A 25,279-nucleotide genomic window follows, 5' to 3' on the forward strand; every position below is an offset into this window, starting at 1 on the left:
CAGATGTGGTTGCTTCCGGGTGGTCGCATGGAGATGGAGCACGGATGAGCGAGCCTGCATTGCCGCCTGTCAACGTCAAAACCATTGCGCGCGTGGCCCTGGCGCTGGTCGCGCTGGCGAGCGCCGGCATTCTGATCCTGACATTCGGACCATTGCGTGACAGGACGCCGGATTCGCCCATTGCAGGCGCGGACGATCCCCAGCGATCCGCGCCGGCCGGGACAGTGGCGAAAACGCCGCCCGGCGACGCATCGGGCGGAACGGCCGCGCCGGGAAACATGGCCTCGGGAAGCAAGACCCCTGGAGAGGCGGCCCCTGGAGGGGCGATCCCCGGAGAGGCGGCTCCCGGAGCGGCGGCCTCTGGAAACACGGCGGACGAAGCGTCCAGGCGGGTTACCGCTTCGTCCGGCGCCGCTGCCGGGGTCGACGCCCCCAGCTTCGATGTTGTGCGGGTGGAGCCGAACGGCGAGGCGGTCATTGGCGGCCGCGCCAGGCCGAACACGGCCATCGAGCTGGTGATGACGCCGGCCGGCGGCGCGACGCCAGTGACGGAGCCGCGCGTATTGCAGCGCGCGGTGACCGATGCGTCGGGCCTGTTCGCCATGACCAATGGCCCGCTACCCCCTGGCGCGCACGTCATGTCCCTGCGGGTGCGGGCGCCCCACGGCGCCTGGACGCCCTCCCGCCAGAGCGTGAGCGTCACCATCCAGCCGCCGGGGCCGCCGCTGGTGGCCCTGTTGACGCCGGACAGGCCAACCGTGCTGATCTCGAGCCCTGACCAGGGGCGGGACGCGGCGGGGGCGGCCAGGGGGCAGGGCGCCCAGGACGCCGCCGCCAGGCCTGATGGCCAGAACGGCGCGGCCGTGGGCGCGGAGACGGCGGCGCGAACCGCCCAGACCGCGCGCATATCCCAGGTGGAAACGGACGACGACGGGCGCCTGTTCGTCGTTGGCTCCGCCAGGCCTGGCGCCACCGTGCGGCTTTACCTTAACGACGCCCTGTTGGCGTCGGGCGTCGCCAGCGCCAGCGGCGCCATCGAGTTCGCGCTGCAATCGCCGCTGCCTGAGGGCGACTATCGCGTGCGGCTGGATATGGTCGATCCCGCCACCGGGGCCGTGCTGTCCCGGGCCGAGGCGCCCTGGGAGAATGTTCGCGCCGCCACCGCGGATGGCGCGACAGGCGAACAGGCAAAAGGCGAACAGGCAAAAGGCGAGCAGACGGGAGACGGACAGGCAAAGCACGCGCAGACGGGCGCCAGGGCTCTGGAGAAGGCGCCCCGGACAGGGAAAAAACCCTCGCAGGACGCCATCCGCGCGGTTCAGGTGCGCACCCACGTGGTGGCGCGCGGCGAGACCTTGTGGAGCATCAGCCGCCGCACCTACCAGCTCGGCTCCCGCTATACGACGATCTATGACGCCAACCAGGACCAGATTACCGACGCCAACCGGATCTATCCGGGGCAGGTGTTCGTCCTGCCCGGGAAGGATCCGGCCGCGCGGCCAGACCAGGGTGGAGCCGCGCCGGGCCACGGCGGCGCGCCAGCGAAGGGTGGAACGCCTGGAGAACGCCAGTAGCCGAAAGCCGGCCATAAGGCGCGCCCGGTCGACGGCTGACCGCGAGAAGCGGCGTAAAAACAGCGGCATGGCGCGGCGATTTGAATCAGTTTCCGCACTGGTGGGGCTGGCAGGCCAGTCCTGGGAACGCTGCCGGGATATGCTGCCTGGAAACAGGCCGCAGCCCCTGACGCTGCGCGGCCGGACGCGCGATTGCAGCGTGCATTGCAACCATTGCTTGCATATGCCCATGGCCATCATCATCCTGGCGCCGCCATATTTGCCTGGTCATGGGCCCGCACACACGGGTTGTCCGCCGCAAAATTACGCCTTTTCAATATGATAGGCGGAAATTCCGAATCATTTTGGCAAGGTTTTGCGCCCGCCGCCGCGATGGCGTAAGGCTGCCCGTGAGATATTCGGGAAAAGTGCCGCCGCTGTTCATCCAGAACATGCGGCGGCCGGAGACAGGGCGTCGCCGGTGAAGCGGATTTCACCGGCGACGCTTCGACGGGAACAATGAATGCCTCCGCCGCTGGCGGACCATTCGCTTGGAAGGTTTTGGATGCCCCGTGGTTTCGGGCGTAATACCGGCGCGTTGCCCGCGCCAGATCCCTCCGTATCGTCCGGGGATAATGGCGGCCTGCTCGGCGCCGCCCGCCGGCTCGCGCCTTATGTCTGGCCGCCGGCCGATCGCGGCGACCTGCGCCTGCGCATCTACGCGTCGACGGTGCTCATCCTGGCGGCCAAGCTGGTCACCATCGGCATGCCCTACGCCTACAAATGGGCCACCGACGCGCTGGCCGGCGACCAGCCGCTGGCGCCAGGCTCCAGTCTCGCCTGGCTGTGGCAGGCGCCGCTGGCGCTGACCCTGCTTTACGGGCTGACCCGCATCGCCATCGCCGTCCTCACCCAGATGCGCGACGCCATTTTCGCCACCGTCACCATGGCGGCGGTGCGCCGCCTGGCGCGCGATACCTTCACCCACATGAACCAGCTGTCGCTCCGCTTCCATCTGGAGCGCCGCATGGGCGGGCTGACGCGGGTGCTGGAGCGGGGGCGGACGGGCGTGCAGGAACTGTCGCGTCTGTTCGTGCTGCAACTGCTGCCCACCATCGTCGAGTTCGCCCTGGTGCTGGCGGTGCTGACGCTGGAGTTCGACTGGCGCTACGCCCTCATCGTCATCGCGATGGTGTCAGCCTACATTCTCTACACCTTTGTCGCCACCAACTGGCGCATCGCCATCCGCAAGCGCATCAACGAGAGCGACAATCTGGTCCAGACCCGCGCCGTCGACGCGCTGCTCAACTTCGAGACGGTCAAGTATTTTGGCGCCGAGGCGCGCGAGGCGAAGCGTTACGACGAATCGATGGCCCGTTACGAGCACAATTCGGTGCGGAGCTACGTATCGCTGGCGGTGCTGAACGCCGGTCAGGTGGTCATCTTTACCCTGGGGCTCACCGCCGCCATGGCGCTCGCCGTGCATGACATCCGCGCCGGCAGAACCACCATCGGCGGTTTCGTCATGATCAACGCCATGCTGATCCAGCTGTCGATTCCGCTGAACTTCATGGGCATGATCTACCGCGAGGTGAAGCAGTCGCTGCTCGACATCGGCCAGATGTTCGCCGTGCTGGACCAGGCTCCCGAAATCCGCGACGCGCCGGACGCGAAGCCACTGGCCGTGACAGGCGGCGCCGTGCGCTTCGAAAACGTGCGCTTCGCCTATCACCCCGACCGGCAAATCCTGAAGGGCGTCAGCTTCGAGGCCCCGGCCGGCCGCACCCTCGCCATCGTCGGCGCCTCGGGAGCGGGCAAATCCACCCTGTCGCGGCTGCTGTTCCGGTTCTACGAGCCAACCTCCGGCCGTATCCTCATCGACGGTCACGACATCGCCGCCGTCACCCAGGACAGCCTGCGCGCCGCCATCGGCATGGTGCCGCAGGATACGGTGCTGTTTAACGACACCATCGCCTACAATATCCGTTACGGCCGCTGGGACGCGACCGACGACGAGGTGCGGGAGGCGGCGCGCCTCGCCCAGCTCGCGCCGGTGGTGGCGGCCATGCCGGCCGGCTACGACACCATGGTGGGCGAGCGTGGCCTGAAGCTTTCAGGCGGTGAGAAGCAGCGCGTCGCCATCGCCCGCACCATCCTGAAGGCGCCGCCGATCCTGGTGCTCGACGAAGCCACCTCGGCCCTCGACAGCTTCACCGAACGCGAGATCCAGGACGCCCTGGCGGCGGTGAGCCGCGGGCGCACCACCCTGGTGATCGCCCACCGCCTGTCGACCATTGTCAACGCAGACGAAATCATGGTGATGGACCACGGCGAGGTGGTGGAGCGGGGGACCCATGACGCGTTGCTGGCGGCGGGCGGCGTCTACGCCGGCCTGTGGAATCGCCAGCGCCGCGCCGAGCAGGCCCTGCAAACGCTGAAGGAAACCGGCGAGGAGGAAATGGCGGTTGGGGCCAGGGCCGCCGGTTGAACGGCGGGCTGAACCGACGTGACGCGGGGCCGTGCAACCGGCTGCGCAACGTTGGCGCGGGCCGCGCCCGAATGTCTTCTTGCGTCACAATTGCCGCGTTCACGGCTAGCGGGTTGTGGTACACTACGGCGTGCGTTACGCGGTCACTCCGCCCGCATGGGACGTGATCCCCGAAAGCCTGCCGGGTTTTCGGGGATCACGTTCATGTCTGGAGGGTCCGGCAGTCGGACCGTCCATCGCAATTTTGCCGGCGGCGGGGTTAACGCCAGCTCTGGTTCTGGTTCTACGCAATGCCCCTGGGGAAGCAGGATCGCTTCACCGGGGATGCTCAGGGAGCGCGAATGTCGATCTACAACTCGGTCCGTGAAACGCTGGTTCCGATCCACAAGGAGGGATACCCGTTCATCGCCATCGGGGTCGTGGCGTCATTGCTGCTGGGCTGGCTGTGGGAGCCGCTGGGCTGGATCGGCGCGCTCATCACCCTGTGGATCTGTTATTTCTTCCGCGACCCGGTGCGCGTCACCCCCCAGGACGAGGGGCTGGTGATCTCCCCGGCGGACGGCCGCGTCAGCAGCATCGTCGAGGTGGTTCCACCGCCGGAGCTGGCGCTGGGAACCGAGCCGATGCTGCGCATTTCGGTTTTCATGAACGTGTTCGACGTGCACGTGAACCGCGCCCCTGTCGCCGGTCAGGTGCGGCGCATCGCCTACACGCCGGGCCTGTTCCTTAACGCTGATCTCGACAAGGCCAGCGAGGATAACGAGCGCAGCGCCATGGTCATCGAAACCCCGCGCGGCCCGGTTGGCGTGGTGCAGATCGCCGGCCTGATCGCCCGCCGCATCGTCGGCTTCGTCCAGGAAGGCGACGCCCTGACCACCGGTCAGCGCTATGGTCTGATCCGCTTCGGCTCGCGGGTGGACGTGTTCCTGCCCACCAGCGTCACGCCGCTGGTCGGCCTGAACCAGCGCGCTGTCGCTGGCGAGACCGTGCTGGCCGACCTGCGCGCCGGCGGCCCGCGCCGCACCTTCGTCAGCGCCTGAGGCTGGAGGGCGCGCGATGGCCGATCTGTTTCCCCCTTTCCCGCCAGACAGTGGCGAGCCAAGACGCCGCGGCCTGAAATCGGTGCCGTTGCGCGTCCTGGTTCCCAACGTCATTACCCTGGTGGCGCTGTGCCTTGGCCTCAGCGCCATCCGTCTCGGGATCGAGGGCAAGCTGGAGCTGGCGGTCGTCGCCATTCTCGCCGCCGCGATTCTCGACGGCGTCGACGGGCGGGTGGCGCGGTTGCTGAAGGGCACGTCGCGCTTCGGCGCCGAGCTGGATTCGCTGGCCGATTTCGTCAATTTCGGCGTCGCGCCAGCCCTGCTGATGTACACCTTCACCCTCGATGGCCTGCGTTCGGTCGGCTGGATCGTGGCGCTGGTCTATGCGGTGGCCGCCGCGCTGCGGCTCGCCCGTTTCAATGTGATGCTGGATGATCCGGCGCGCCCGGAATGGATGAAGAACTATTTCGTCGGCATGCCGGCCCCCGCTGGCGCCCTGTGCGCCCTGCTGCCGGTCTATTTCCACCTGCTGGGCCTGCCGACCCGGGAGCTCGCCGGGCCGATCGCCATCTTCATGCTGGCCATCGCCTTTCTGATGGTGTCGAAAACACCCACATGGTCTGGCAAGACGCTCGGTCAGCGCATCCCGCGCGAATGGGTGCTGCCGCTGTTCGTCGCCTGCGTCCTCGTGGTCGGCCTGCTGGCCAGCTACACCTTCGAGGTGCTGTCGGTGATCACCATCGTCTATCTGGGGCTGATCCCCGTGGGCGTGCTGGCGTACCGGCGTAACCTGCAGCGTCATCCGCCTGCTCCGGTTGGGGCGACGCCATCCACGCCGCCCGCCGCCGATGATGACCAGGCCTGAGCCTTCGCCTGCTTCCCGCATCACGATCTGACCGCCGGAGACTGACTGAATGACGGCAGGAACTTCCCCGGCCCTGCGCCTGGTTCTCGCCTCGGCTTCGCCGCGCCGGCTCGCCCTGCTGGAACAGGCGGGCCTCCAGCCCGCCGCCCTGTTGCCGGCCGATATCGACGAGACGCCGCAGAAAGCCGAAAAGCCCCGCGATTATGCCCGGCGCATGGCGCGCGAAAAGGCGCGCGAGGCGGAGCGGCTGCTGCGGGAAACCGACGCCCAGGCCAATGCCTATGTGCTGGCTGCCGACACGGTGGTTTCGGTGGGCCGGCGCATTTTGCCAAAGGCGGAGCTGGTGGAGGAGGCGGACGCGTGTCTGCGCCTGCTGTCGGGCCGCACGCACCGGGTGTACACGGCCGTCTGCCTGATCTCGCCGCGCGGCGGCGAGCGCGACCGCATCGTCGAAACGCGGGTGCGCTTCAAAAACCTGGCGCGGGAAGACCTCGCCGCCTATCTCGCTTCCGGCGAATGGCGCGGCAAGGCCGGCGGCTACGCCATCCAGGGCCTGGCGGGCTCCTTCGTGGTCAAGCTCGTCGGCTCCTATACCGCCGTGGTTGGCCTGCCCTTATATGAAGCGGTCAATCTGCTGGCCGGCGAAGGCTATCCGGTGCGCGCCAGCTGGTCAGCGGCCTGAAAGGCCGCGGGAGGCTGCGACATGGCTCATGATGAACTGAAACAGGACAACCAGCCCCAGGGCGGGCCGGCGGCCGGCAAAAGCGCCGGCGGCCAGGCAAAGGGACCTGCGACGCCTCGCGCGCCCTGTCCGGTCTGCGGCAAGCCGGCCAGCGCCGCGCACGATCCATTCTGTTCGGCGCGCTGCGCCGATGTGGATCTGAACCGCTGGCTTACCGGCTCTTACGCCATTCCAGGGCGCCCGCTGGCGGACGAGGAAGAGGCGGACTGAGCGGCGCCCGCCAGGAAGGCGAACGCGCTGGACCCGGGCGCTCCGGCGAAGAGGAAGTCCGGTCGCGATCAGACCGGGATGCTCGGCAGAATGAACGGGAAGATCGCCAGGGCCGAGACGACGACGAGCACCAGGGCGGCGACCGCGGCGCGCACGCTGCCTTCATGGCTGACGTCCTGAGTCTGGAATGGCGGCAGCCCAGCCGTCGTTGCCCGCGCTCCGGAAACCCGTTGCCCGACTTGATTTGCCATCTTGCGCCTCTGGCCCCGCCGCTGCCAGCGCCGGGCTTTCTGTTGTTGCGCGCGGTTGTCCAGCCGGTTTCCGGCCATGCCAGACCGTTCCCGGGCCATGAAGCCATGGCTGGAGCAGCGCCAGTTGTCTTGATGGGGCGGGGCGGTGACTGGAGGGTCAGGCGGCTCGCCGTTGTCTGGCGTGGAAACGTCGGCTCTGGTCCAATGGTTCCCATGGCAATGGTCATTTCTGGCAATTTTTGTGACTGGCGCCGGCATTGCGTCCCACGCGGCCGGGTGCTGGCAGGCCGGCGCAAAAAGCCGTTCAAATTCCCCGTGTTTGCTCTACAACCGCTGTCGACAACAATTGCCGCGTGCCCGTGACGGTCGCGGCGGACCAGACAGGCAGGGAGGAAACATGGTCGGCTTCAGCGATATGAACGTTATTGTCACGGGCGCAGCCACGGGCCTTGGCGCGGCGACGGCCATTGGCCTTGCCCGCGCCGGCGTATCGCGCCTCGTGCTCAACTATTCGTCCAGCAAGGAAGCCTGCGAGGCCACGGCGGAAGCCTGTCGCGCCGCCGGCGCCCACGTCGTGCGCGTGGTCCAGGGCGACGTGTCCAGCGATGAGGACTGCCGCCGCATTGTCACCGCGGCCGCTGACTGGGGCGCTGTCCATGCCCTGGTCAATAACGCCGGCACGACCATGCATGTGCCGCACGGCGCCCTCGACCAGCTTTCGGCTGACGATTTCCATCGCATCTACGGCGTCAACACCGTTGGCCCGTTCCAGATGGTGCGCGCCGCGCGCAGCCTGCTGGAAGCCGGGGCCAACGCCTGGGGCATTCCCGCCTCGGTGGTGAACGTGTCGTCCATCGCCGGCATTTCCGGCATTGGCTCGTCCATCGCTTATGTGGGGTCGAAGGCGGCGCTCAACGGCATCACCCTGTCGCTGGCCCGCGCGCTCGCGCCGCTGATCCGCGTCAACGCCCTGTGCCCTGGCTATATGGACACGCCCTGGTTCGTGAAAGGCACGGGGCAGGACGCCGCCGACAAGCTGCGCGAGTCGGTGAAGCAGACCACGCCGCTCAACGCTGCCCCGACCCCTGATGACGTTGCGGAAGCCGCCGTGTTCCTGGCCGGGCCGGGCTCGCGCTTCATGACTGGCGAAATCGTCCCTTACGACGCCGGTTCACGACTCACGGGGCCAGGCCCGCGCAAGCGGTAAAGTGTCCCGCGCAAGCGGTGAAATGCCCCGCGCAAGCGGTGAAATGTCCGCGCAAGCGGTGAAACGCCCTGCGCGAGCGGGGAAACGCTTGTGCGGCGAAATATTCTGTCGCGCTGGCGGCGCCCCGTTTCGGGCGACGCGCGGCGCCGTGCGGCGGCCCTGACGAAATTCTGGTTGAGCGCGACCGAATTTCGCTCGGGGCGCTGGCAAGCGCCGCCAGATGCGCTAACAGGTGTGGCGAAGCACAGTTTTCCAGCGGACGCATCGCGCCCGCCGCCATCACGTTCAACAGGAGTAGTTTTCCATGAAGCTTGAAGGCATCACCGCCCTCGTCACCGGCGGCGCGTCCGGTCTTGGCCGCGCCACGGCGGAGAAGCTGATCGCCGGCGGCGCCAATGTCGTCATCGTTGACCTGCCGACCTCCGACGGCGCCAACACGGCGAAGGAGCTGGGTCCCAGGGCGCAGTTTGCGGCCGGCGACGTCACCAGCGAAGCCGACATGCAGGCGGCGATGGATCTCGCCAACGCCAGCAACAACCTGCGCGCGGTTGTGCACTGCGCCGGTCGCGGCGGCGCCCTGCGCATCCTCGACAAGGCCGGCAACCCCGGCGCGCTCGATCACTATGAAATGGTGGTGCGCATCAACCTGATCGGCACCTTCAACGTGCTGCGTCTGGCCGCCGCCGCCATGGCGAAGAACGAGCCGGTGGGCGAAGAGCGCGGCGTGGTGGTCAACACTGCTTCGGTGGCGGGTTATGAGGGCCAGATCGGTCAGATCCCGTACGCCTCCGCCAAGGCCGGCATCATCGGCATGACCATTGTCGCCGCCCGCGACCTGGCTAACCGCGGCATCCGCGTCAACACCATCGCGCCTGGCATCTTCGACACGCCGCTGCTCGGCCGTCTGCCGGAGCCGGTGCGCCAGTCGCTGGGCGCCAGCGTGCCGTTCCCGCAGCGTCTCGGCACGCCGCAGGAATTCGCCCTGCTGGCCTCGCACATCATCGAAAACCCGATGCTCAACGGCGAAACCATCCGCCTCGACGGCGCCATCCGCATGGCCCCGCGCTGAGCGCCACGGCTGACAGCGCAGGCTGACAGGGCAGGGCGTACCGGCGAACCATACGTTGCCAGGAAACGCCCCGACCGCCGGAAACCGGAAACGCCGCCTTGCGCGGCGTTTCTTTTTGTCCGCCCCCAAAAAGCGTTCCGCCGCCCCTGGTCCCGCCTGCAGCCGGTGGCCGGCGCCAGCCTGGCCATGACGCGGGGTGGAACGGGCGGCGCGCCTGGCGGCGGGGCGCCTCCTGCCTGGCGGAGCCAGCCGCTACAGGCTGGCGGCAATCTCGTAGGAGCGCAGCCGGGCGGCGGGGTCATAAATCGCCGCCGCCACAATCAGTTCATCGGCCCCGGTGCGGCTTACGATGCTTTCCAGCTGCTGGCGCACGCTATCGGCGGCGCCGACCGCCGCGCATGACAGCATGGCGGTTACATGCGCTTTTTCATGCGGCTGCCAGTAGCTTTCGATGTCGTCGATGGGGGGGCGCAGCTTGCCGCGCGTGCCCCGGATGAGGTTGACGAACTGCTGCTGCGGCGAGGTGAACAGGCGCACGGCCTCCGCGTCCGTATCCGCGGCGATGACATTGACGCCTACCATGACATGCGGGCGATCGAGCTGGGCCGAAGGTTTGAAACGCTCCCGGTAGATCGCGACCGCCTCTTCCAGCGCCGCCGGGGCGAAATGCGAGGCGAAGGCGTAGGGCAGGCCCAGCACGGCCGCCAGCTGCGCGCCATAAAGGCTGGAGCCCAAAATCCACAGGGGCACGTTGGTGTCCGTGCCCGGCACGGCCTGGATCACCTGGTTTTCCTGCAACGGTCCCAGCAGCGCCTGCAACTCCAGCACGTCCTGGGGAAACTGGTCGGAGCTGCTGGCGTTGCGGCGCAGCGCCTGCAAGGTGCGCTGGTCAGTGCCGGGCGCCCGCCCCAGCCCAAGGTCGATGCGGCCAGGAAACAGCGTCTCCAGCGTGCCGAACTGCTCGGCGATCACCATCGGCGAATGGTTGGGCAGCATGACGCCGCCGGCGCCGACCCGAATCGTTTGCGTGTGCGCCGCCACATGTCCGATCACCACGGAGGTGGCGGCGCTGGCGATGCCGACCATGTTGTGGTGCTCGGCCAGCCAGAAGCGCCTGTAGCCCCATTTTTCTGTGTGCTGCGCCAGTGAAACCGTGTTGCGCAGCGCGTCGGCGGCCGTCGATCCCTCGGGAATGAAGGCCAGGTCCAGAACGGACAGGGGAGGCAAGGGCAAGGCGTTCTCCTGCGGGCGTCTTCGCCGGAAAGCAGCATGGACCTGGTCGTCGACCCGGGCATGCGCTGGAGAAGAATTGGTTCAATGGAACCGGATGGTTCCCGGTCTTTTGAAACTGAAACGCGTTCATCAGGAGGGCGAGGGCCGCTCCGTGAACGCGCTCCAGCCCGTTCGCGGAGCCGGTCACGTCAAACAGGCGCCACCAACATCGGTTGGACAGGCTTCCTTAACAAGAGTGGTCCTGAAAATAACTGCCCTGATGACGGGAGGCGCGCCCCGGCCCGCCGGGCGTATTGCGCCGGCCGGAAAACGGTTGTTCCATGGGCAAAATGATTGCCAGCGCACGGCGGTCCGGATGCCGCGCGCGCTTTTCAGGAAGCGGATGCGCCGGCGGCGGCTTCGCGCCTGACACACGGGATGGGATGGATGCGCAGAAGGCAGTGGATTGGCGTCGACCTGGATGGAACCCTGGCGCACTTTGACGAGTGGCGCGGCGTGGAGCACATCGGCGAGCCGGTGGGGCCCATGGTGGAGCGGGTGCGGCGCTGGCTGGCGGAAGATCGCCTGGTGAAAATCTTCACCGCCCGCGCCTCGGTCGATGAACCGCTGCGCGGCGAGATCATCGCCCATATCCACGCCTGGCTGGAGCGGCAGGACCTGCCCCGTCTTGAGGTGACCTGCGTCAAGGACCTGTGGATGCGCGAACTGTGGGACGATCGCGCCGTGCAGGTCATCCCCAACACGGGCGTGTCAGTCGCCGATGAGCTTGAAGCCGAGCGCCTGGCCCGCACCGGCAAGCCCTGAGCAGGCGCGCGCTCTGGCCAGACGGCGGCGCCTGGGCAGAATTCGCTTCAAACAGGAAACTGAGGCGGTTTCCAGTCTATGGTGACCGGCGCCAGTCATCGCGCCTCGCGGAATTGTGGGAGAACAGCACATGCAGGACAAATCCCGTCTCGACCGGAAAGTCGCGCTCATCACCGGCGCCAACGGCGCGATCGGCCGGGCCACGGCGGCGGTTCTCGCCAGCCGCGGCGCCGCCATCGCCGCGGTTGATATCCCGGGAACGGATTTCAGCGGTTACGCCGGTCTGTTGCCCACCGGCGCGCGCCTGTTCACCGCGACGGCCGACGTGACCGACGAGGCGGCGGTGGCGGCCATGGTCGCGGCGACCACGGCGGAGTTCGGCCGCATCGACATCTTCTTCAATAACGCCGGCATCGAGGGGCCGGTGAAACCGGTCGATGGGCTCTCGCTCGCCGAGTTTCGCAAGGTGATCGACGTCAACGTCATTGGCGTCTTTCTTGGCCTGAAATACGTGCTGCCGGTCATGTACGGGCAGGGCGCCGGCAGCGTCATCAACACCTCCAGCGTCGCCGGCCTGACGGGCTCGCCTGGCCTGTCCGCCTACACCACCTCCAAGCACGCGGTCATCGGCCTCACCCGTTCGGCGGCGGCCGAGGCCGGCCCCAGGGGCGTGCGCGTCAACAGCGTCAATCCCGGCCCCATCGAAAGCCGGATGATGGCGTCGATCAACGCCGGCCAGGCCGCCGACGCGGCCGCCGCCCACGAGCGCACGGCGCGGGCAATCCCCGCTGGCCGCTATGGAACGCCGGAAGAGGTCGCCGAGCTTGTCGCCTTCCTGGCGTCCGATGGGGCGGCCTTCTGCAACGGCAGCGTCTACAGCGTCGACGGCGGCCTCAACGCGGTGTGACCCGGCCGGCTTCCGGCCCGGCTCCGCGGCGCCCTGACCGCCGCGACGCCAAAAAAATCTGGGCGCTCCAGTTGATGGAGCGCCCGGTTTCCGTTCTGGCGCGTCGTGCGCTTGCGGGTTTCCCGCGCTTCAGGCGGGGCTGGTCTGGCTTGGCCTGACCGGCCCCGACCTGGGCGCCAGACGCTCCGGCCGGGCTTATTGCCCCTGCTTCACCGCGTTGGCCGACAGCAGCGGTCCTTCCGGCTGCCAGCCGTCGCCCCGGAACACCATGACCTGCATGTCCTCGATCGGCAGGTGGTCGGTGGGGGAGGTGTTCATGACGACGCCAGGCAGCAATACATCCGGGCGGAAGTCCTTCAGGTTGCTGGCGACCTGCATGATGTTCTCGCGGCTCAGGTTATCGCCAGCCGCGCGCAGCACGTGCTCCAGGGTCTGGGCCGCGGCGTAGGCGTAGATCGGCAGGGTGCTGTCCCGGTCGAGATCAGGGAGATATTTCTCCATGAACGCCTTGAACTTCTTCATGCCGGGCTCGCCCTGCCACTTCGGGTCAGACGCATCCATGATGTAATTGGCGGTGATGGCGCCCTGGGCGTTGTCCAGCCCGGCGGGAACCAGCACGGTCTTCTTGGTGGAGGCCACGTTGTTGAGGATGTGGACCGGCTTCCAGTTCAGTTCACCCATCTTGCGAATGGCCTGGGCGGCGAACTTCGGCGTCGACAGGTTGACGAAGAGGTCCGCTCCCGAAGCCTTGAGCTTCACCATCTGCGAGTCGACCGTCGCGTCCGACAGGTCGTAGGGCGCCTCGGCGACGATCATCGAAACCTTGTCGCCCAGCCCTTCACGGAAGCCCTTGTAAATGTCCTTGCCGTATTCGTCGTTCTGCACCAGCACGGCGATTTTGGCGTTCGGGTGTTTTTCCTTGATCAGCCGGGCGTAAATCCGGCCTTCGGTGGCGAACGCGGGGTTGAACGGGATGGTCCACGGGTAAGTTTTGGGATCATCGCCAAATTTGGTGCCGCCGGATGACAGCATCAGGTGCGGGACCTTTTTGGCGTTGACGTATTTCAGGATGGCCGTGTTCGAGGCCGTGCCGAGCGTCTGCCAAAGAAACAGCACTTCGTCCTTTTCAAGCAGCTTGCGGGTCTGCTCGACCGCCTTCGGCGGGCTGTAGTGATCGTCGTAGGAAATGAAGCTGATCTTGCGGCCGTTAACGCCGCCATTGTCATTGAGCATGCGGGCGTAGGCGTCATGCACCTTGCCCACAATGCTGAACGATGAGGCCGGACCGCTGTACGGCACGAAATTGCCCACCTTCACCTCGGTGTCCGAGGCGCCGGGGCCATACGTCTTCTCCGCCTGGGCGTGAAGAGTCGCGGCGAGGGCGAAAACGCCGGAAAGGGCGATGGTGGCGAAGCGGCGCGAAAGCTGCGCGCGGGTCGTCATGCTGGTCACCTGGTTCCTCTGGTAGCGGCGCGATTTTTTTTGTTCGGAATGGCCGTGGGTCCCCCTGTTCGCGCCGGGAGCATGGATAGCAATGTTCGCCGCCGGTCGCGACCACGCGCCCGGATGCACGTTGTCGCGCGCAGGCCCGGCGCAGAGCACAGCGGCCGACGCCAGACGTTGCGGGAGCCTGCCGACATCGCGCGAAAGGCTTGCGCTGGCCGTCCTGGCTGTCAAAATGCCGCCGGCCGGGCCAGCGTTCGCCCGGCGCCGTCAGCAGGCGCGGGGCCGCGCCGGTTTGAACGGACAACAATATTTGCCTGGCCGCGCCAGGTGATCCGGGTGCGCCGCATCCGGCTTCAGGGGGGAAGCAGTCGCATGTTCAGCCATCTCACGGTCGGCAGCAACGACCTGGAAAGGTCGCGGAAGTTCTACGACGCGGTGCTGGCGCCCATCGGCGTGGCGCCGGGCGTGGTCGGCCATCTGCACACCACCCGGGTGTTCTACAACCACAACGGCGCCATGCTGATCCTCACCGGGCCGCTGAATGGCGAGCCCGCCACCGTCAGCAACGGCGCCACCATCGGCTTCGCCGCCGCCAGCCCGGAGCAGGTCGACGCCTGGCACGCCGCCGGCGTCGCCAACGGCGGCGTGACCTGCGAGGATCCGCCTGGCCTGCGGGAAACGCCGCTGGGCGCCTTCTATCTGGCCTACCTGCGCGATCCGGACGGCAACAAGCTGTGTGGCTTCCACGCGGTTGGAAAATGAGCCGGCGGCTGGCCGCGTTTTGAAAGAACAGCCATGAACGAAGATGCGACGATCGGGAACAGCGCTTCCCGGAACGCTGCTTTGGCGGGCCCGGGTGGCCGGCCGCTGGTGAACCCGCCGGCGGCGCAGTTGCTGGGTCGTCGCGTCATCTCCTACGATCCGGAAGCCGGGCGCGGCGCCTATGTCTATGTGGCGCGGCCGGAATTCTGCAATCGCCACGGCACGGTGCAGGGCGGCGTCCTGGCCGCCATGCTGGATTCCGCCACGGGCTTCACGCTGATCGAGAGCCTGCCCGACGGGCTCACCGCCGTGACCCGCGACCTCAACACCCGCTTTTTGAAGCCCGCCTCTCCGGGAGAGATTTTCGCAGAGGCGCGGGTAACCCAACGCGACGAACGCGGCGCTCAGGTGGAAGGCGAGCTGCGCAGCCCCGAAGGGGTGACGCTCGCCACCGCCGTCGCCGTCATGCGTTTTGTCCGGCGCGGCTGATCGCTCTCACGCCGCCAGGCGCGGATGCCCGTTCTCCGCCTGCGGCGGGCGTTGAGGGCTGGCCGCCTTCCGGCCGCCGGAACAGCATTTCCCCAAAATGCCCGCACGCAGAAAATCCTGCCGCCATCCGGCATGGAAAGCGCAATTATTCCAAACTGTTCCTCCTGTGCCAATAGCGGTTGACCAGGCGCCGCCGGCGTTTTCTCATGGCGTTGGTCATCACGATCCGCGGGCATTTGACATCAGCAGCTTGCGCCGCGTCACCAAACGCTAAAGCTCCGCTTTTCCGCATCGCGGCAGGGCGGATCGAGCTGGAGCAGTTCCATGCGCCATCATTTTGCTTCCCGCAGCCACGCGCTGCCCCTGCGGTCTCCCTGTCGTCGCCCACTGGCGATGTGCTGTTGTTGACGGTGTTTTGCCGGCCTGATCCTGCCGCCGCCTCACCGGGCGGCCCGCGCAGGCCCATGACGGTCCGGCTGCCGTAACAGCCCTCTGGCGTGCGCGGCCGAAGGCGCCCCACGCCTGTCCCTTCCCATCTCTGCAGATCCGCCGCGTCGGTCGCTCCGGCGCAGGGAGGCTTCATGTCTGTTTCATTTCCATCTTCCGGGGCGGCCATCGCCAGTCCCGGCGCCGGGCCAGCGGCGTTCATCATCGAAGTTGGCGGCGCGGCCGCCGGCATCGTCGCCGCCGATGGCGTCCGGTTTCGTTTTCACGCCGCCGGACCACGTTTCCAGCCGCTTGACGGCCAGATTTTTCGTACGCCGGGCGACGCCGAACGGGCGGCCCGGCGCGTCATCAACAGCCGCCAGCCCGTTCGGGGTCACGCGGCGCCTGCAAGGGAGGCGCGCCGATGAGCGCTCTGCGACTGGTCGCATTCAGCGGCAACACCCATCGCCCTTCGAAGACCCGCGCGCTGGCGGAGGCGGCGATCGCCGCCGTCGCCCGCCGTCAGGCGGTCGATCCCGAATTGTATGACCTGGTGGATATCGGCCCCGGCGTCGGCGCCTTCAGCCGCGGCAAGCTGCCGCTCGCCGGCCAGGAGGTTCTGGAAGCCATCGAAGGCGCAGACGCGCTGATCATTGGCACGCCGGTCTACAAGGGCTCGTTCATCGGCCTGCTCAAGCACCTGATCGACTTCGTCGATCCGGCGGCCCTCGCCGGCAAGCCGGTGCTGCTCGCCGCCACCGGCGGCGGCCACCGCCACGCGCTGGTGGTGGAGCACCAGTTGCGGCCGCTGTTCGGCTTCTTCAGCGCCCTCAGCGTGCCCACGGCCGTCTACGCCGCCGACGCTGACTTCACCGACGGCGCCCTTACCGCGCCGGACGTGCGCGCCCGGCTGGAGCAGGCCGCCGGCGAATTGGCTGCTTTGGCCAGTCGCCCCACGAGCTTTGCCGCCCCACAGCCGGTGGCCAACGGCCATCTCACGCCGCCCCGCGCTGCCGGCGCACGCCTCACCGCCCTTTCATGAGCAGGCCTGGAGACAGCATCATGTTGAACAAACGCCGTTTTCTCGCCGCCGTCCTGGGCGCGACCGCCCTTGTCGCCTCTGGCCCGGTCTTCGCCGCCGAAAAGGCCGCCGATGAGGTGCGCATCGGCTTCCAGAAGGCCTCGGTTTCCATCGTCGCCCGCCAGTCCGGCGCCATCGAGAAGCGCCTGAAGGCGCTGGGCGTCCAGAACGTCAAATGGGTCGAGTTCCAGTTCGGGCCGCCCCTGCTGGAGGCGCTGGGCGCCGGCGCCATCGACTTCGGCGCCGTTGGCGACACACCGCCGGTCTTCGCCCAGGCCGCCGGCGCCAAAGTCGTCTACGCGGCGGTCAGCCCGGCGTCGAAGCACGCCATCCTGGTGAAGAATGACTCCCCCATCAAAAGCGTCGCCGACCTCCGGGGCAAGCGCGTCGGCATTCCCAAGGGCTCCAGCGCCCACAATCTGACCGTGCAGGCGCTGGCCGCCAATGGTCTGAAATTCAGCGACATCCAGCCGGTGTACCTGTCGCCGTCCGATGGCGTCGCCGCCTTCGCCCGCGGCTCCATCGACGCCTTCGCCGTCTGGGACCCGTTCTTTGCGCTGGTGGAGCTGAAGCAGGGCGGTCGCCCGCTGACCGGCCTCGAAAAGCTGCCGCCGACCAACGCCTTTTACCTCGCCAACCGGGAGTTCGCCGAAAAACACCCGCAGCAGCTGCAGGCGGCTCTGGAGGAGATCGGCAAGATCACCGACTGGGCCGGCGCCAACCGTCAGGCCGTGGCCGAGGCTTCGCAGAAAGCCACCGGCATCGATGCGGAAGGCAACCGGCGCGCCATCGACCGGGCGGAATATTCGCTACGGCCGCTCACCGAGGTGGAGGTGAAGCAGCAACAGAAGGTGGCGGACGCCTTCTTTGAACTGGGTCTGATCCCCCGGCAGATCACCATCAGCGACGCGGTCTGGACGCCGCCGCAGCAAAAGGCTGGCCGCTGAGCGGCGCGTGAAAACGGAGCAAAGCCATGTCTGACAAATCCGTCATCTCCCCCGCCGTTCCGCTGTCTGGCCATGACCCGCTGAACTTCTTCTGGTTCATTCCCACCCACGGCGACGGCTCCTATCTCGGTTCCGAAACCCAGCAGCGCCCGTCGGATTTCGGTTATTTCCGTCAGGTCGCCCAGGCCGTGGACCGTCTCGGCTACCAGGGCGTGCTGCTGCCGACCGGCCAGAACTGCGTCGATTCATGGATCACCGCCGCCGGCCTCGCCGAGGCGACGGAGCGGTTAAAGTTCCTTGTCGCCCTGCGGCCGGGCGTCACCAGCCCGTCCTTCGCCGCCCGCCAGACGGCGGCGCTGGACCGCCAGAGCAACGGCCGGCTGCTGCTGAACGTGGTGGTGGGCGGCGTGCCGCTGGAGCTGGGCGGCGACGGCATTTTTCTCAATCACGATGAGCGGTATGAGCAGGCGGCCGAATTCCTGACCATCTGGCGGCGTCTGGTTGCCGGCGAGACGGTGAATTTCTCTGGCAAATACTACCGGGTGGAGAACAGCCGGCTCGATTTCCCGCCGGCGCAGGAGCCGCATCCGCCCCTGTATATTGGCGGCTCGTCCGACGCCGGCGTCGAACTGGCGGCGGATCAGACCGAGCTGTATCTGACATGGGGCGAACCGCCGGCGCAGGTGGCGGAGAAGATCGCCCGGGTTCGCGCCGCCGCGGCGCGGCGCGGCCGCAGCATCCGCTTCGGCATCCGCCTGCATTTCGTCGTGCGCGAAACCACAGAGGAGGCCTGGGAGGCGGCGAACCGGCTGATCAGCAAGGTTTCCGACGAACAGATCGCCTTCGCCCAGGAGCGTCTGCGCACGGTCACCGATTCCGTTGGCCAGACCCGCATGCTCGACCTGCACCAGGGCCGGCGCGACCGGCTGGAAGTGTCGCCCAATCTGTGGGCCGGCGTTGGCCTGGTGCGCGGCGGCGCCGGCACCGCTTTGGTCGGCGACGCCAGAACCGTGGCCGAGCGGCTGCGTGAATACCAGGCGCTGGGTGTCGATACGGTGATCGGCTCCGGCTATCCGCATCTCGAAGAATCGTACCGGGTGGCCGAACTGCTGTTTCCCGAACTGGGAATCCAGCGGCCCGGCGCGACCTGGCGCCGGGGCCTGGCCAACGAGTTCGCCGCCGGCGCCGGCGTCGGCCCTGTCGATCTGCGGGCGGCGGCGTCATGAGCGACGCGACCCTCAAACCAGTGGCGACGGCGGCGGCCGGCGCCGTCGCATTTCCACCGGAAGCCGCCCTCGCTCCAGCCGCGGGCGAGCCGGCGGCCGCGGTGAAAACCACCCGGTCCCGCGCCACCCTGACCGGACGCATCGCCAACGGCAACCTGATCGGCTGGGTCGTGCCCGCGCTCATCGTCGTGATCTGGGAGACCCTGGCTCGCGCTGGCTATCTGCAACCCAATGTCCTGCCAGCGCCTTCGGCGATCGTCGCGGCGGCGATCCGGCTGACCGCCTCCGGGCAACTGCCGGAGAGCATCGGCGTCAGCACCCTGCGCGCCCTGGCCGGCTTCGTGGTCGGCGGCGGCATTGGTCTTGCCCTCGGCCTCGCCAATGGCCTGTCGCGGCTGAGCGAAAAGCTCACCGATACCAGCCTGCAAATGGTGCGGAACGTGCCGCATCTGGCGCTGATCCCGCTGGTCATTTTGTGGTTCGGCATTGATGAGGGCGCCAAGCTGTTCCTGGTGGCGCTGGGGGTGTTTTTCCCCATGTACATCAACACGCTGCACGGCATTCGCAATGTCGATCCGCAACTGGTGGAGATGGGCCGCATCTACGGCATGAAACAGGGCGAACTGTTCTGGCGGGTCATCCTGCCGGGGGCGCTGCCGTCGATCTTCGTCGGCCTGCGCTATGCGCTTGGCATCATGTGGCTGACGCTGATCGTCGCCGAAACCATCGCCGCTGAATCCGGCATCGGCCACATGGCGATGCAGGCGCGCGAGTTCCTGCTGGTCGACGTGGTGATGCTGTCGATCATTATCTACGCGCTGCTCGGCAAGGCCGCCGACAGCATCGCCCGGCTGCTGGAGCGCCTGTCGCTGCAATGGCACCCGGCATACCGGAAGTAAGGAGGGCTCCAATGGCCATTCACACCGCGACCTCGCGGCGTCAGGCAGCGGCTGCTCCTGTCTATGCTGGCGCAGCCGCCAGGCCGCAGGGCGGCGCGTCCGTCACCCTGCGCGGCCTCGCCCGCGCCTTCGGCGACAAACAGGTGCTGCGCCACGTCGATCTGCATATCCCCGCCGGCCAGTTCGTCGCCATTGTCGGCAAGAGCGGCTGCGGCAAGAGCACGCTGCTGCGCCTGATCGTCGGCCTCGACCAGCCGACAGGCGGTCACATCGCCCTGTCAGGCGCCCCCGGTGGCGAGGAAGAACCGGGCTCCAGCGGCGTGCGCATCATGTTTCAGGAACCGCGCCTGCTGCCGTGGGAGCGCGTGCGGGGCAATGTCGAGGTGGGGCTGGGGCGCGATCTGCCAAAGGCGGAGCGCCAGGCCATCGCCACCCGGACCCTCGAAGCCGTGGCTCTTGGCGACAGGGGCGGGGAGTGGCCCTCGGTGCTGTCCGGCGGCCAGAAGCAGCGCGTCGCTTTGGCCCGCGCCCTCGCCAGCGGCCCGCGCCTGCTGGCGCTGGACGAGCCGCTCGGCGCCCTCGACGCCCTGACCCGCATCGACATGCAGCGCCTGATTGAGAAGGTGTGGCGCGAGCAGGGTTTCACCGCCATTCTCGTCACCCATGACGTGGGCGAGGCCATCGCGCTGGCCGACCGTATCCTCGTCATCGATCAGGGAACCATCGCCGCCGACCTGGTGGTCGCCAGCCCGCGCCCGCGCCACCGGGGCGATCCCGAACTCGCCGCGCTGGAAGGCCGCATCATCGACGCGCTGTTCAACGACCAGGCGGCGGGGATCTGAGCCGGGCCGGGGGCAGGGCGGCCAAAGTGGGTCAGGACAGGCGGCGTGGACCAGGCGTGGGTGGGGACAGGCGGCGGCCAGAACAGCGGAAACCGCGCCGGCCCAGGGGGCGCCTGTCGTCGGCGCCGCTGTCGCCGGCCCGGCGAGGCTTTACACCGCGCGCCGGGTAACTATCGTGCCGTGGCAACGACCGGCGCGCCCATAACATTGCGCCGGCGGAGGAAACCGGAGCGCATCATGAACACCACCCGCCGTTCATTCCAGACCGGTCTGCTCGCCCTTGCCGCCGGCGCATTCGCGCCATCGATTCCGTCGGCTTTCGCCGCCGGCAAATCTGGCCCGGGCGTCACGGCGACCGAGATCAAGCTGGGCCAGACCATGCCCTACAGCGGCCCCGCGTCCGCCTACGGCAATATCGGCAAGGCCGAAGCCGCCTATTTCAAAATGGTCAACGATAATGGCGGCGTGAATGGCCGCAAGATCAACCTGATCAGCCTTGACGACGGCTATTCGCCGCCCAAGACCGTGGAGGCGACCCGTCGCCTGGTGGAGCAGGAGGAAGTCTTCGCCATCGTCGGCGCCCTTGGCACCGCGCCCAACGCCGCCATTCATAAATATCTCAACAGCAAGGGCGTGCCGCAACTGCTGATTTCCAGCGGCATCAGCAAGTTCAACGATCCTAAGAACTTCCCGTGGACCATGGCGGCGCTGCCGAATTATCTGAACGAGGCGCGCATCCTCGCCGTATACGCCATGCAGCAGAAGCCAGGCAAGAAAATCGGCTTGCTGATGGCCAATGACGATCTGGGCCGCGACGCCCAGGCCGGCATTCGCCAGGCGCTCGGCAAGGACGCCGCCGGCCTGCTCACGGTTGAAAGCTACGAGCTGACCGACACCAATGTGGATTCGCAGATCCTGAAGTTGAAGGCTGCGGGCGTGGAGACGCTGATCACCTACGCCTCGCCCAAGTTCGCGGCCCAGACCATCCGCAAGCTGAAGGAAATGGGCTGGCAGCCGACCCATCTGCTGTCGAGCATCGCCGCGTCCGTCGCCGGCGTGCTGGAGCCGGCGGGACTGGACAACAGCGTGGGCGTCATCTCGGTGACCTACGCCAAGGACCCCACTGATCCGGCCTGGGACAACGATCCGGGCATGAAACGCTGGAATGCGTTCATGGACAAATACATGCCCGGCGCCAACAAGGGCGATCTCAATTACACCACCGGCTATTACATCGCCGATTTCGCCACCCGGCTGCTGAAAGCCTGCGGCGACGAACTGACCCGCGAGAACCTGATGAAACAGGCCGCCAATGTGCCAGGCTGGGAGTTCGACACCCTGATCCCAGGCGTCAGGGCGCAGACCTCGCCCACCGATTTCGCGCCGCTGAAGCAGATGCAGATGATGGTGTTCGACGGCAAACGCTGGAAGCTGACCGGCGGCCTGCTCGGATAAAGACAGGCCATCGCCGCGCGGTAAAATCCACACATGGCGCGCGCCTGGGCTCCGCAAGCCGGACCAGCCCGGGAGCGCGCCAGGCCCCGATCCCGACGCGCGGCGGTCGGGGCTGGCCAGTTGAAGGATCCCAGCCGCAGTTCCGCCGCATGGACCCGCGCCCTTACAAATCCACCACCGGCGCCAGCGGGGCGTTTTTCTTCACCGATTCGATGCCTTTCTCGCGGCTGGCGGCGCTTTCGTAGGTTTCGCTGGTGCCGATGATCTGCCCGTTGGCTGCTTTCAGGTTAAAAATGTGCTTGCCGCTGGTGGTTTGCTTGCGTTCATAACGGTTGTCGTCCGGCGCATTGGTCTGCACGGACTGGATGCCGTTAATGGCGCTGGCGCGCTGTTTGTAGCCTTCGCTGGCGAGGATGTTTTGTCCATTGGCCGCTTTCAGCCGGAAACGGTATTCGCCAGCCTTGTCGACGTAGACTTCAAATTTGGCCGCCATCGTCGTATCTCCGGTTTTTGCCGGGCGTGCGTCGCAGCTTCATGCTTTTCGGCGCAACGCCCTTGCCGTTTCCAGATCATCGTCAATTGCAGGGCGTCATGACAAGGGCGCTATACCGTCGAATGCGGAAAATTCGCGTGCGAACGGCGCTTTGTTGCTTCACATAAAGCTGAGGTCAAAAGTCAGGCGGAATAATTTTCGCGAACAACGCCAGCAGGCCAGCGCCTACCGGTTCGTCATCGCCACGACATGGGCGGCGATGGCGAGGCAGGCGGTGAGGCCAGGGCTCTCAATGCCGAACAGGTTCACCAGACCGGGCGCGCCATGTTGTGCGGGGCCATCAATGCGGAAATCCGGCGCCGGCGCGCCGGGTCCGTGCAGCTTGGGCCGCACGCCGGCCCAGGCCGGCGCCAGCGCGCCCTCCGGCAGCCCTGGCCACCAGACGCGGATGGCGGTTTCGAACAGCGCCGCGCGCGCCGGATCCACCGGCGCCTCGTCCGCCGATTGCGCCCATTCCACATCCGGCCCGAAGCGGAGCTGGCCGCCGAGATCCAGCGTGGCGTGCACGCCAAGGCCGGCGGCGACGCCGGTGGTCGCCGCGCCGGTGGGGTAGATCAGCCGCGAAAACGGATTGCGACCGGTAAGGGCGAAATAATTGCCCCTGGCGAACCATTGCCGGGGCTGGTTGCACGCCGCGAGCCCGGCCGTCCGCTGCGCCAGCGCCGGCGCCCCATGGCCGGCGGCGTTGATGACGATGGGCGCGGCCAGCTCCGTCTCCGCGCCCCCGGCGTCCCGGGTCCTGACCCGCAGGTTCTCCCCGTCACGGGCAATGCCAATGGCTTCGGCGCCGAGGGCGATGGCCCCGCCAGCGGCGGTCAGATCACCGGCCAGCGCCTGCATCAGGCCGTGTGCGTCAACAATGCCGGTGTCGCCGCACAGGAGCGCCGCCACGCAGGCGACCTCCGGCTCCAGCCGGCGCACGGCGGCGGCGTCGAGCAGGGCGATGTCGCGAACGCCATTGGCCCTGGCCCGCGCCAGCAACGCCGGCAGGGCGGCGGCTTCATCGTTATTGCTGGCCAGCAGCAGCTTGCCGCAAAACCGCGTCTCCACGCCGGCGTCGGCGCAATAGCGCGCGAGCAGCGCCCGGCCCGGCGCGCAGAACCGCGCCTTCAATGAACCGGGCTGGTAATAGACGCCCGCGTGCAGCACGCCGGAATTGCGCGATGACGTCTCGCGGCCGATGCCCGCGTGGCGTTCGAGCACGATGGTTTCATGGCCGGCCAGAGCCAGCTGGCGGGCGATGGCCAAGCCAACCACGCCGCCGCCGATGACCACCGCGTCCGTACGATATGCGCTCATGTCGCCTTCATGTGGTTTTCAGGCGCCGCCCGGTGTATGCAGCAGCGCGCGCTCAAAGCGCATTCTTGTCAAAGCGTATTCCTGCAGGAGACAGGCGTGACCGCCACGACCATTTATGGCATCCGCAATTGCGACACCATGAAGAAGGCGCGGGCCTGGCTCGACGCCCACGGAGTCGCTTACGCCTTTCATGATTACAAGACCGCCGGCGTTGACGCGGCGACCGTGAGCGGCTGGGCGCAGCAGGTCGGCTGGGAAAAACTGCTGAACCGGGCGGGCGCGACCTTTCGCAAGCTGCCGGAAAGCGACCGCGCCGATATCGACGCTAACCGGGCCATCGCCCTGATGCTGGCCCAGCCGTCGATGATCAGGCGCCCGGTGCTGGTTCAGGACGGGCGCATCATCGTTGGCTTCAAACCCGAACTCTATCAGGAATTCTTTGGCGCATGACCGGGACAGGCTCCGCCACGCAGCACACTGGGGAAGCGCCCGTCCGTGTCGCGGCGCTGTATCATTTCACCCGCTTCGCCGATCACGCGGCGCTGCGCGAGCCGCTGGCGCGCCTGTGCTGCGGCCTTGGCGTCAAGGGCACGCTGCTGCTGGCGCGTGAGGGCATCAACGGCACGATCGCCGGCTCCGACGCCGCCATCGCCCAGGTCATCGACCACGTGCGGGCCCTGCCAGGCTGCGCCGGGCTGGAGGTCAAATATGCACGCGCCGGGGTCATGCCTTTCTGGCGCATGAAGGTGCGGCTCAAGAGCGAAATCGTCACCATGGGCCAGCCGGACATCGACCCGCTGCAGGACGTCGGCGCCTATGTGGAGCCAGAAGACTGGAACGCGCTGATCGCTGATCCGGAAACCATCGTGATCGACACCCGCAATGATTACGAGGTGGCGGTGGGCGCGTTTCGCGGCGCCATCGACCCGAAAACCCGGACGTTTCGCGAATTCCCGGCGTGGTTCCGCGCCGAACGTGAACGCCTGCTGGGCGCGGGCAGGCAGCCCAAAGTGGCGATGTATTGCACCGGCGGCATCCGCTGCGAAAAGGCCACCGCCTTCCTCAGGGCCGAAGGCGTGGAACAGGTTTTTCACCTGAAGGGCGGCGTCCTGAAATATCTGGAAACCGTGCCGGAGGCCGACAGCCTGTGGGAGGGCGACTGCTTCGTCTTCGACCAGCGCGTCACCGTGCGCCATGGTCTGGCCCCCGGCGACTACACCTTGTGTCACGCCTGCCGCCGGCCCCTGTCGGCCGCGGATCGCGCCACGCCGCAATATGTGGAGGGCGTCAGCTGCGCCGCCTGCCATGATGAACTGGACGACGCCCGCCGGGCGGCCCTGGCGGAGCGCCAGCGCCAGGAACTGCTGGCGCGCAAGCGGGGCGCTGCGCACCTGGGCGCCGTGCAAGAACAGCAGCCAAAGCAGCAACAGCCAAAGCAGCAGGACCCAAAGCAGGACGCGAAGGCCGAGCCCGGCGAAAGCTGAA

26 protein-coding genes and 1 pseudogene are annotated in these 25,279 nt (G+C 67.5%); 21 read left to right on the forward strand and 6 right to left on the reverse strand.

Annotated features, from left to right (window positions below):
* Positions 1-44: 44 nt before the first annotated feature.
* The 6 genes from EV666_RS11860 to yacG all read left to right on the forward strand — a co-directional run bounded on the left by EV666_RS11860 (position 45) and on the right by yacG (position 6,898).
* Positions 45-1,574 (forward strand): LysM peptidoglycan-binding domain-containing protein, encoded by a 1,530-nt coding sequence (locus EV666_RS11860; protein WP_132008012.1) that lies wholly within the window; start codon positions 45-47, stop codon positions 1,572-1,574.
* A gap of 544 nt (positions 1,575-2,118) precedes the next feature.
* Entirely contained in the window at positions 2,119-4,041 is a 1,923-nt protein-coding gene (locus EV666_RS11865; RefSeq protein WP_245514379.1) for an ABCB family ABC transporter ATP-binding protein/permease, read from the forward strand.
* Between the two features lie 341 nt (positions 4,042-4,382).
* Positions 4,383-5,081 (forward strand): phosphatidylserine decarboxylase, encoded by a 699-nt coding sequence (locus tag EV666_RS11870; protein WP_132008018.1) that lies wholly within the window; start codon positions 4,383-4,385, stop codon positions 5,079-5,081.
* Between the two features lie 16 nt (positions 5,082-5,097).
* Positions 5,098-5,946: a CDP-diacylglycerol--serine O-phosphatidyltransferase gene (gene pssA / locus EV666_RS11875; protein WP_132008021.1), complete on the forward strand. Its 849-nt coding sequence runs from the start codon at positions 5,098-5,100 to the stop codon at positions 5,944-5,946.
* A 49-nt stretch (positions 5,947-5,995) separates the two neighbouring features.
* A complete protein-coding gene (locus tag EV666_RS11880; RefSeq protein WP_132008024.1) occupies positions 5,996-6,628 on the forward strand; it encodes a Maf-like protein in 633 nt (210 codons plus the stop codon).
* 21 nt (positions 6,629-6,649) lie between these two features.
* Positions 6,650-6,898, forward strand: coding sequence for a DNA gyrase inhibitor YacG (gene yacG, locus EV666_RS11885; protein WP_132008027.1), 249 nt, complete (start codon positions 6,650-6,652; stop codon positions 6,896-6,898).
* A 68-nt stretch (positions 6,899-6,966) separates the two neighbouring features.
* On the opposite strand, the gene EV666_RS11890 is transcribed toward yacG, so the two are convergent.
* Entirely contained in the window at positions 6,967-7,227 is a 261-nt protein-coding gene (locus EV666_RS11890; protein ID WP_132008030.1) for a hypothetical protein, read from the reverse strand.
* A 319-nt stretch (positions 7,228-7,546) separates the two neighbouring features.
* Here EV666_RS11890 and EV666_RS11895 point away from each other — a divergent pair, with 319 nt between their 5' ends.
* Together EV666_RS11895 and EV666_RS11900 are read left to right on the forward strand one after the other, a co-directional pair.
* Complete coding sequence (locus tag EV666_RS11895) at positions 7,547-8,356, forward strand: SDR family NAD(P)-dependent oxidoreductase (protein WP_132008033.1); 810 nt, start codon at positions 7,547-7,549, stop codon at positions 8,354-8,356.
* Positions 8,357-8,660: 304 nt separating this feature from the next.
* Complete coding sequence (locus EV666_RS11900; protein ID WP_132008036.1) at positions 8,661-9,425, forward strand: SDR family NAD(P)-dependent oxidoreductase; 765 nt, start codon at positions 8,661-8,663, stop codon at positions 9,423-9,425.
* Between the two features lie 252 nt (positions 9,426-9,677).
* On the opposite strand, the gene EV666_RS11905 is transcribed toward EV666_RS11900, so the two are convergent.
* Positions 9,678-10,652: an LLM class flavin-dependent oxidoreductase gene (locus EV666_RS11905; protein WP_132008311.1), complete on the reverse strand. Its 975-nt coding sequence runs from the start codon at positions 10,650-10,652 to the stop codon at positions 9,678-9,680.
* Between the two features lie 432 nt (positions 10,653-11,084).
* On the opposite strand from EV666_RS11905, the gene EV666_RS11910 reads away from it, so the two are divergent.
* Both EV666_RS11910 and EV666_RS11915 read left to right on the forward strand, forming a co-directional pair.
* Positions 11,085-11,462, forward strand: a complete 378-nt coding sequence (locus EV666_RS11910) for a hypothetical protein (protein ID WP_132008039.1) — start codon at positions 11,085-11,087, stop codon at positions 11,460-11,462.
* Positions 11,463-11,592: 130 nt separating this feature from the next.
* Positions 11,593-12,369 (forward strand): SDR family NAD(P)-dependent oxidoreductase, encoded by a 777-nt coding sequence (locus tag EV666_RS11915; protein WP_132008042.1) that lies wholly within the window; start codon positions 11,593-11,595, stop codon positions 12,367-12,369.
* 195 nt (positions 12,370-12,564) lie between these two features.
* On the opposite strand, the gene EV666_RS11920 is transcribed toward EV666_RS11915, so the two are convergent.
* Complete coding sequence (locus EV666_RS11920; RefSeq protein ID WP_132008045.1) at positions 12,565-13,812, reverse strand: ABC transporter substrate-binding protein; 1,248 nt, start codon at positions 13,810-13,812, stop codon at positions 12,565-12,567.
* A gap of 375 nt (positions 13,813-14,187) precedes the next feature.
* On the opposite strand from EV666_RS11920, the gene EV666_RS11925 reads away from it, so the two are divergent.
* The 9 genes from EV666_RS11925 to EV666_RS11965 all read left to right on the forward strand — a co-directional run bounded on the left by EV666_RS11925 (position 14,188) and on the right by EV666_RS11965 (position 21,942).
* Positions 14,188-14,577 carry a VOC family protein gene (locus EV666_RS11925; RefSeq protein ID WP_132008048.1) on the forward strand — a complete coding sequence of 130 codons (390 nt, stop codon included), beginning with the start codon at positions 14,188-14,190 and terminating at the stop codon, positions 14,575-14,577.
* Between the two features lie 81 nt (positions 14,578-14,658).
* Positions 14,659-15,066 (forward strand): PaaI family thioesterase, encoded by a 408-nt coding sequence (locus EV666_RS11930; RefSeq protein WP_245514380.1) that lies wholly within the window; start codon positions 14,659-14,661, stop codon positions 15,064-15,066.
* 581 nt (positions 15,067-15,647) lie between these two features.
* Positions 15,648-15,920, forward strand: a complete 273-nt coding sequence (locus EV666_RS11935) for a hypothetical protein (RefSeq protein ID WP_245514381.1) — start codon at positions 15,648-15,650, stop codon at positions 15,918-15,920.
* Positions 15,917-16,534, forward strand: a complete 618-nt coding sequence (gene msuE / locus EV666_RS11940) for an FMN reductase (RefSeq protein ID WP_132008054.1) — start codon at positions 15,917-15,919, stop codon at positions 16,532-16,534. The genes EV666_RS11935 and msuE overlap by 4 nt, the downstream gene beginning before the upstream one ends.
* A gap of 20 nt (positions 16,535-16,554) precedes the next feature.
* On the forward strand, positions 16,555-17,520 hold the full coding sequence (locus EV666_RS11945) for an aliphatic sulfonate ABC transporter substrate-binding protein (RefSeq protein WP_132008057.1): 966 nt from the start codon (positions 16,555-16,557) through the stop codon (positions 17,518-17,520).
* A 26-nt stretch (positions 17,521-17,546) separates the two neighbouring features.
* Positions 17,547-18,746 (forward strand): FMNH2-dependent alkanesulfonate monooxygenase, encoded by a 1,200-nt coding sequence (ssuD, locus tag EV666_RS11950; RefSeq protein WP_132008060.1) that lies wholly within the window; start codon positions 17,547-17,549, stop codon positions 18,744-18,746.
* Positions 18,743-19,645 carry an ABC transporter permease subunit gene (locus EV666_RS11955; protein WP_132008063.1) on the forward strand — a complete coding sequence of 301 codons (903 nt, stop codon included), beginning with the start codon at positions 18,743-18,745 and terminating at the stop codon, positions 19,643-19,645. The genes ssuD and EV666_RS11955 overlap by 4 nt, the downstream gene beginning before the upstream one ends.
* A gap of 11 nt (positions 19,646-19,656) precedes the next feature.
* Positions 19,657-20,487 (forward strand): ATP-binding cassette domain-containing protein, encoded by an 831-nt coding sequence (locus EV666_RS11960; protein WP_132008066.1) that lies wholly within the window; start codon positions 19,657-19,659, stop codon positions 20,485-20,487.
* 237 nt (positions 20,488-20,724) lie between these two features.
* Positions 20,725-21,942: an ABC transporter substrate-binding protein gene (locus EV666_RS11965; protein WP_132008069.1), complete on the forward strand. Its 1,218-nt coding sequence runs from the start codon at positions 20,725-20,727 to the stop codon at positions 21,940-21,942.
* Positions 21,943-22,105: 163 nt separating this feature from the next.
* On the opposite strand, the gene EV666_RS18675 is transcribed toward EV666_RS11965, so the two are convergent.
* The 3 genes and pseudogenes from EV666_RS18675 to EV666_RS11975 all read right to left on the reverse strand — a co-directional run bounded on the left by EV666_RS18675 (position 22,106) and on the right by EV666_RS11975 (position 23,794).
* Positions 22,106-22,237, reverse strand: coding sequence for a YegP family protein (locus EV666_RS18675; protein ID WP_425359572.1), 132 nt, complete (start codon positions 22,235-22,237; stop codon positions 22,106-22,108).
* 9 nt (positions 22,238-22,246) lie between these two features.
* Positions 22,247-22,435: pseudogene (locus EV666_RS18680) on the reverse strand (YegP family protein); the annotation flags it as partial.
* A gap of 225 nt (positions 22,436-22,660) precedes the next feature.
* Complete coding sequence (locus tag EV666_RS11975) at positions 22,661-23,794, reverse strand: NAD(P)/FAD-dependent oxidoreductase (protein ID WP_132008075.1); 1,134 nt, start codon at positions 23,792-23,794, stop codon at positions 22,661-22,663.
* A gap of 96 nt (positions 23,795-23,890) precedes the next feature.
* Here EV666_RS11975 and EV666_RS11980 point away from each other — a divergent pair, with 96 nt between their 5' ends.
* Positions 23,891-24,244, forward strand: a complete 354-nt coding sequence (locus EV666_RS11980; RefSeq protein ID WP_280990838.1) for an ArsC family reductase — start codon at positions 23,891-23,893, stop codon at positions 24,242-24,244.
* A complete protein-coding gene (gene trhO / locus EV666_RS11985; protein WP_132008081.1) occupies positions 24,241-25,278 on the forward strand; it encodes an oxygen-dependent tRNA uridine(34) hydroxylase TrhO in 1,038 nt (345 codons plus the stop codon). Before EV666_RS11980 ends, trhO begins: the two co-directional genes overlap by 4 nt.
* The last annotated feature ends 1 nt before the right edge of the window (position 25,279 follow it).

Origin of the sequence: Camelimonas lactis, from assembly GCF_004342915.1 — a bacterium.
Classification (GTDB): domain Bacteria; phylum Pseudomonadota; class Alphaproteobacteria; order Rhizobiales; family Beijerinckiaceae; genus Camelimonas; species Camelimonas lactis.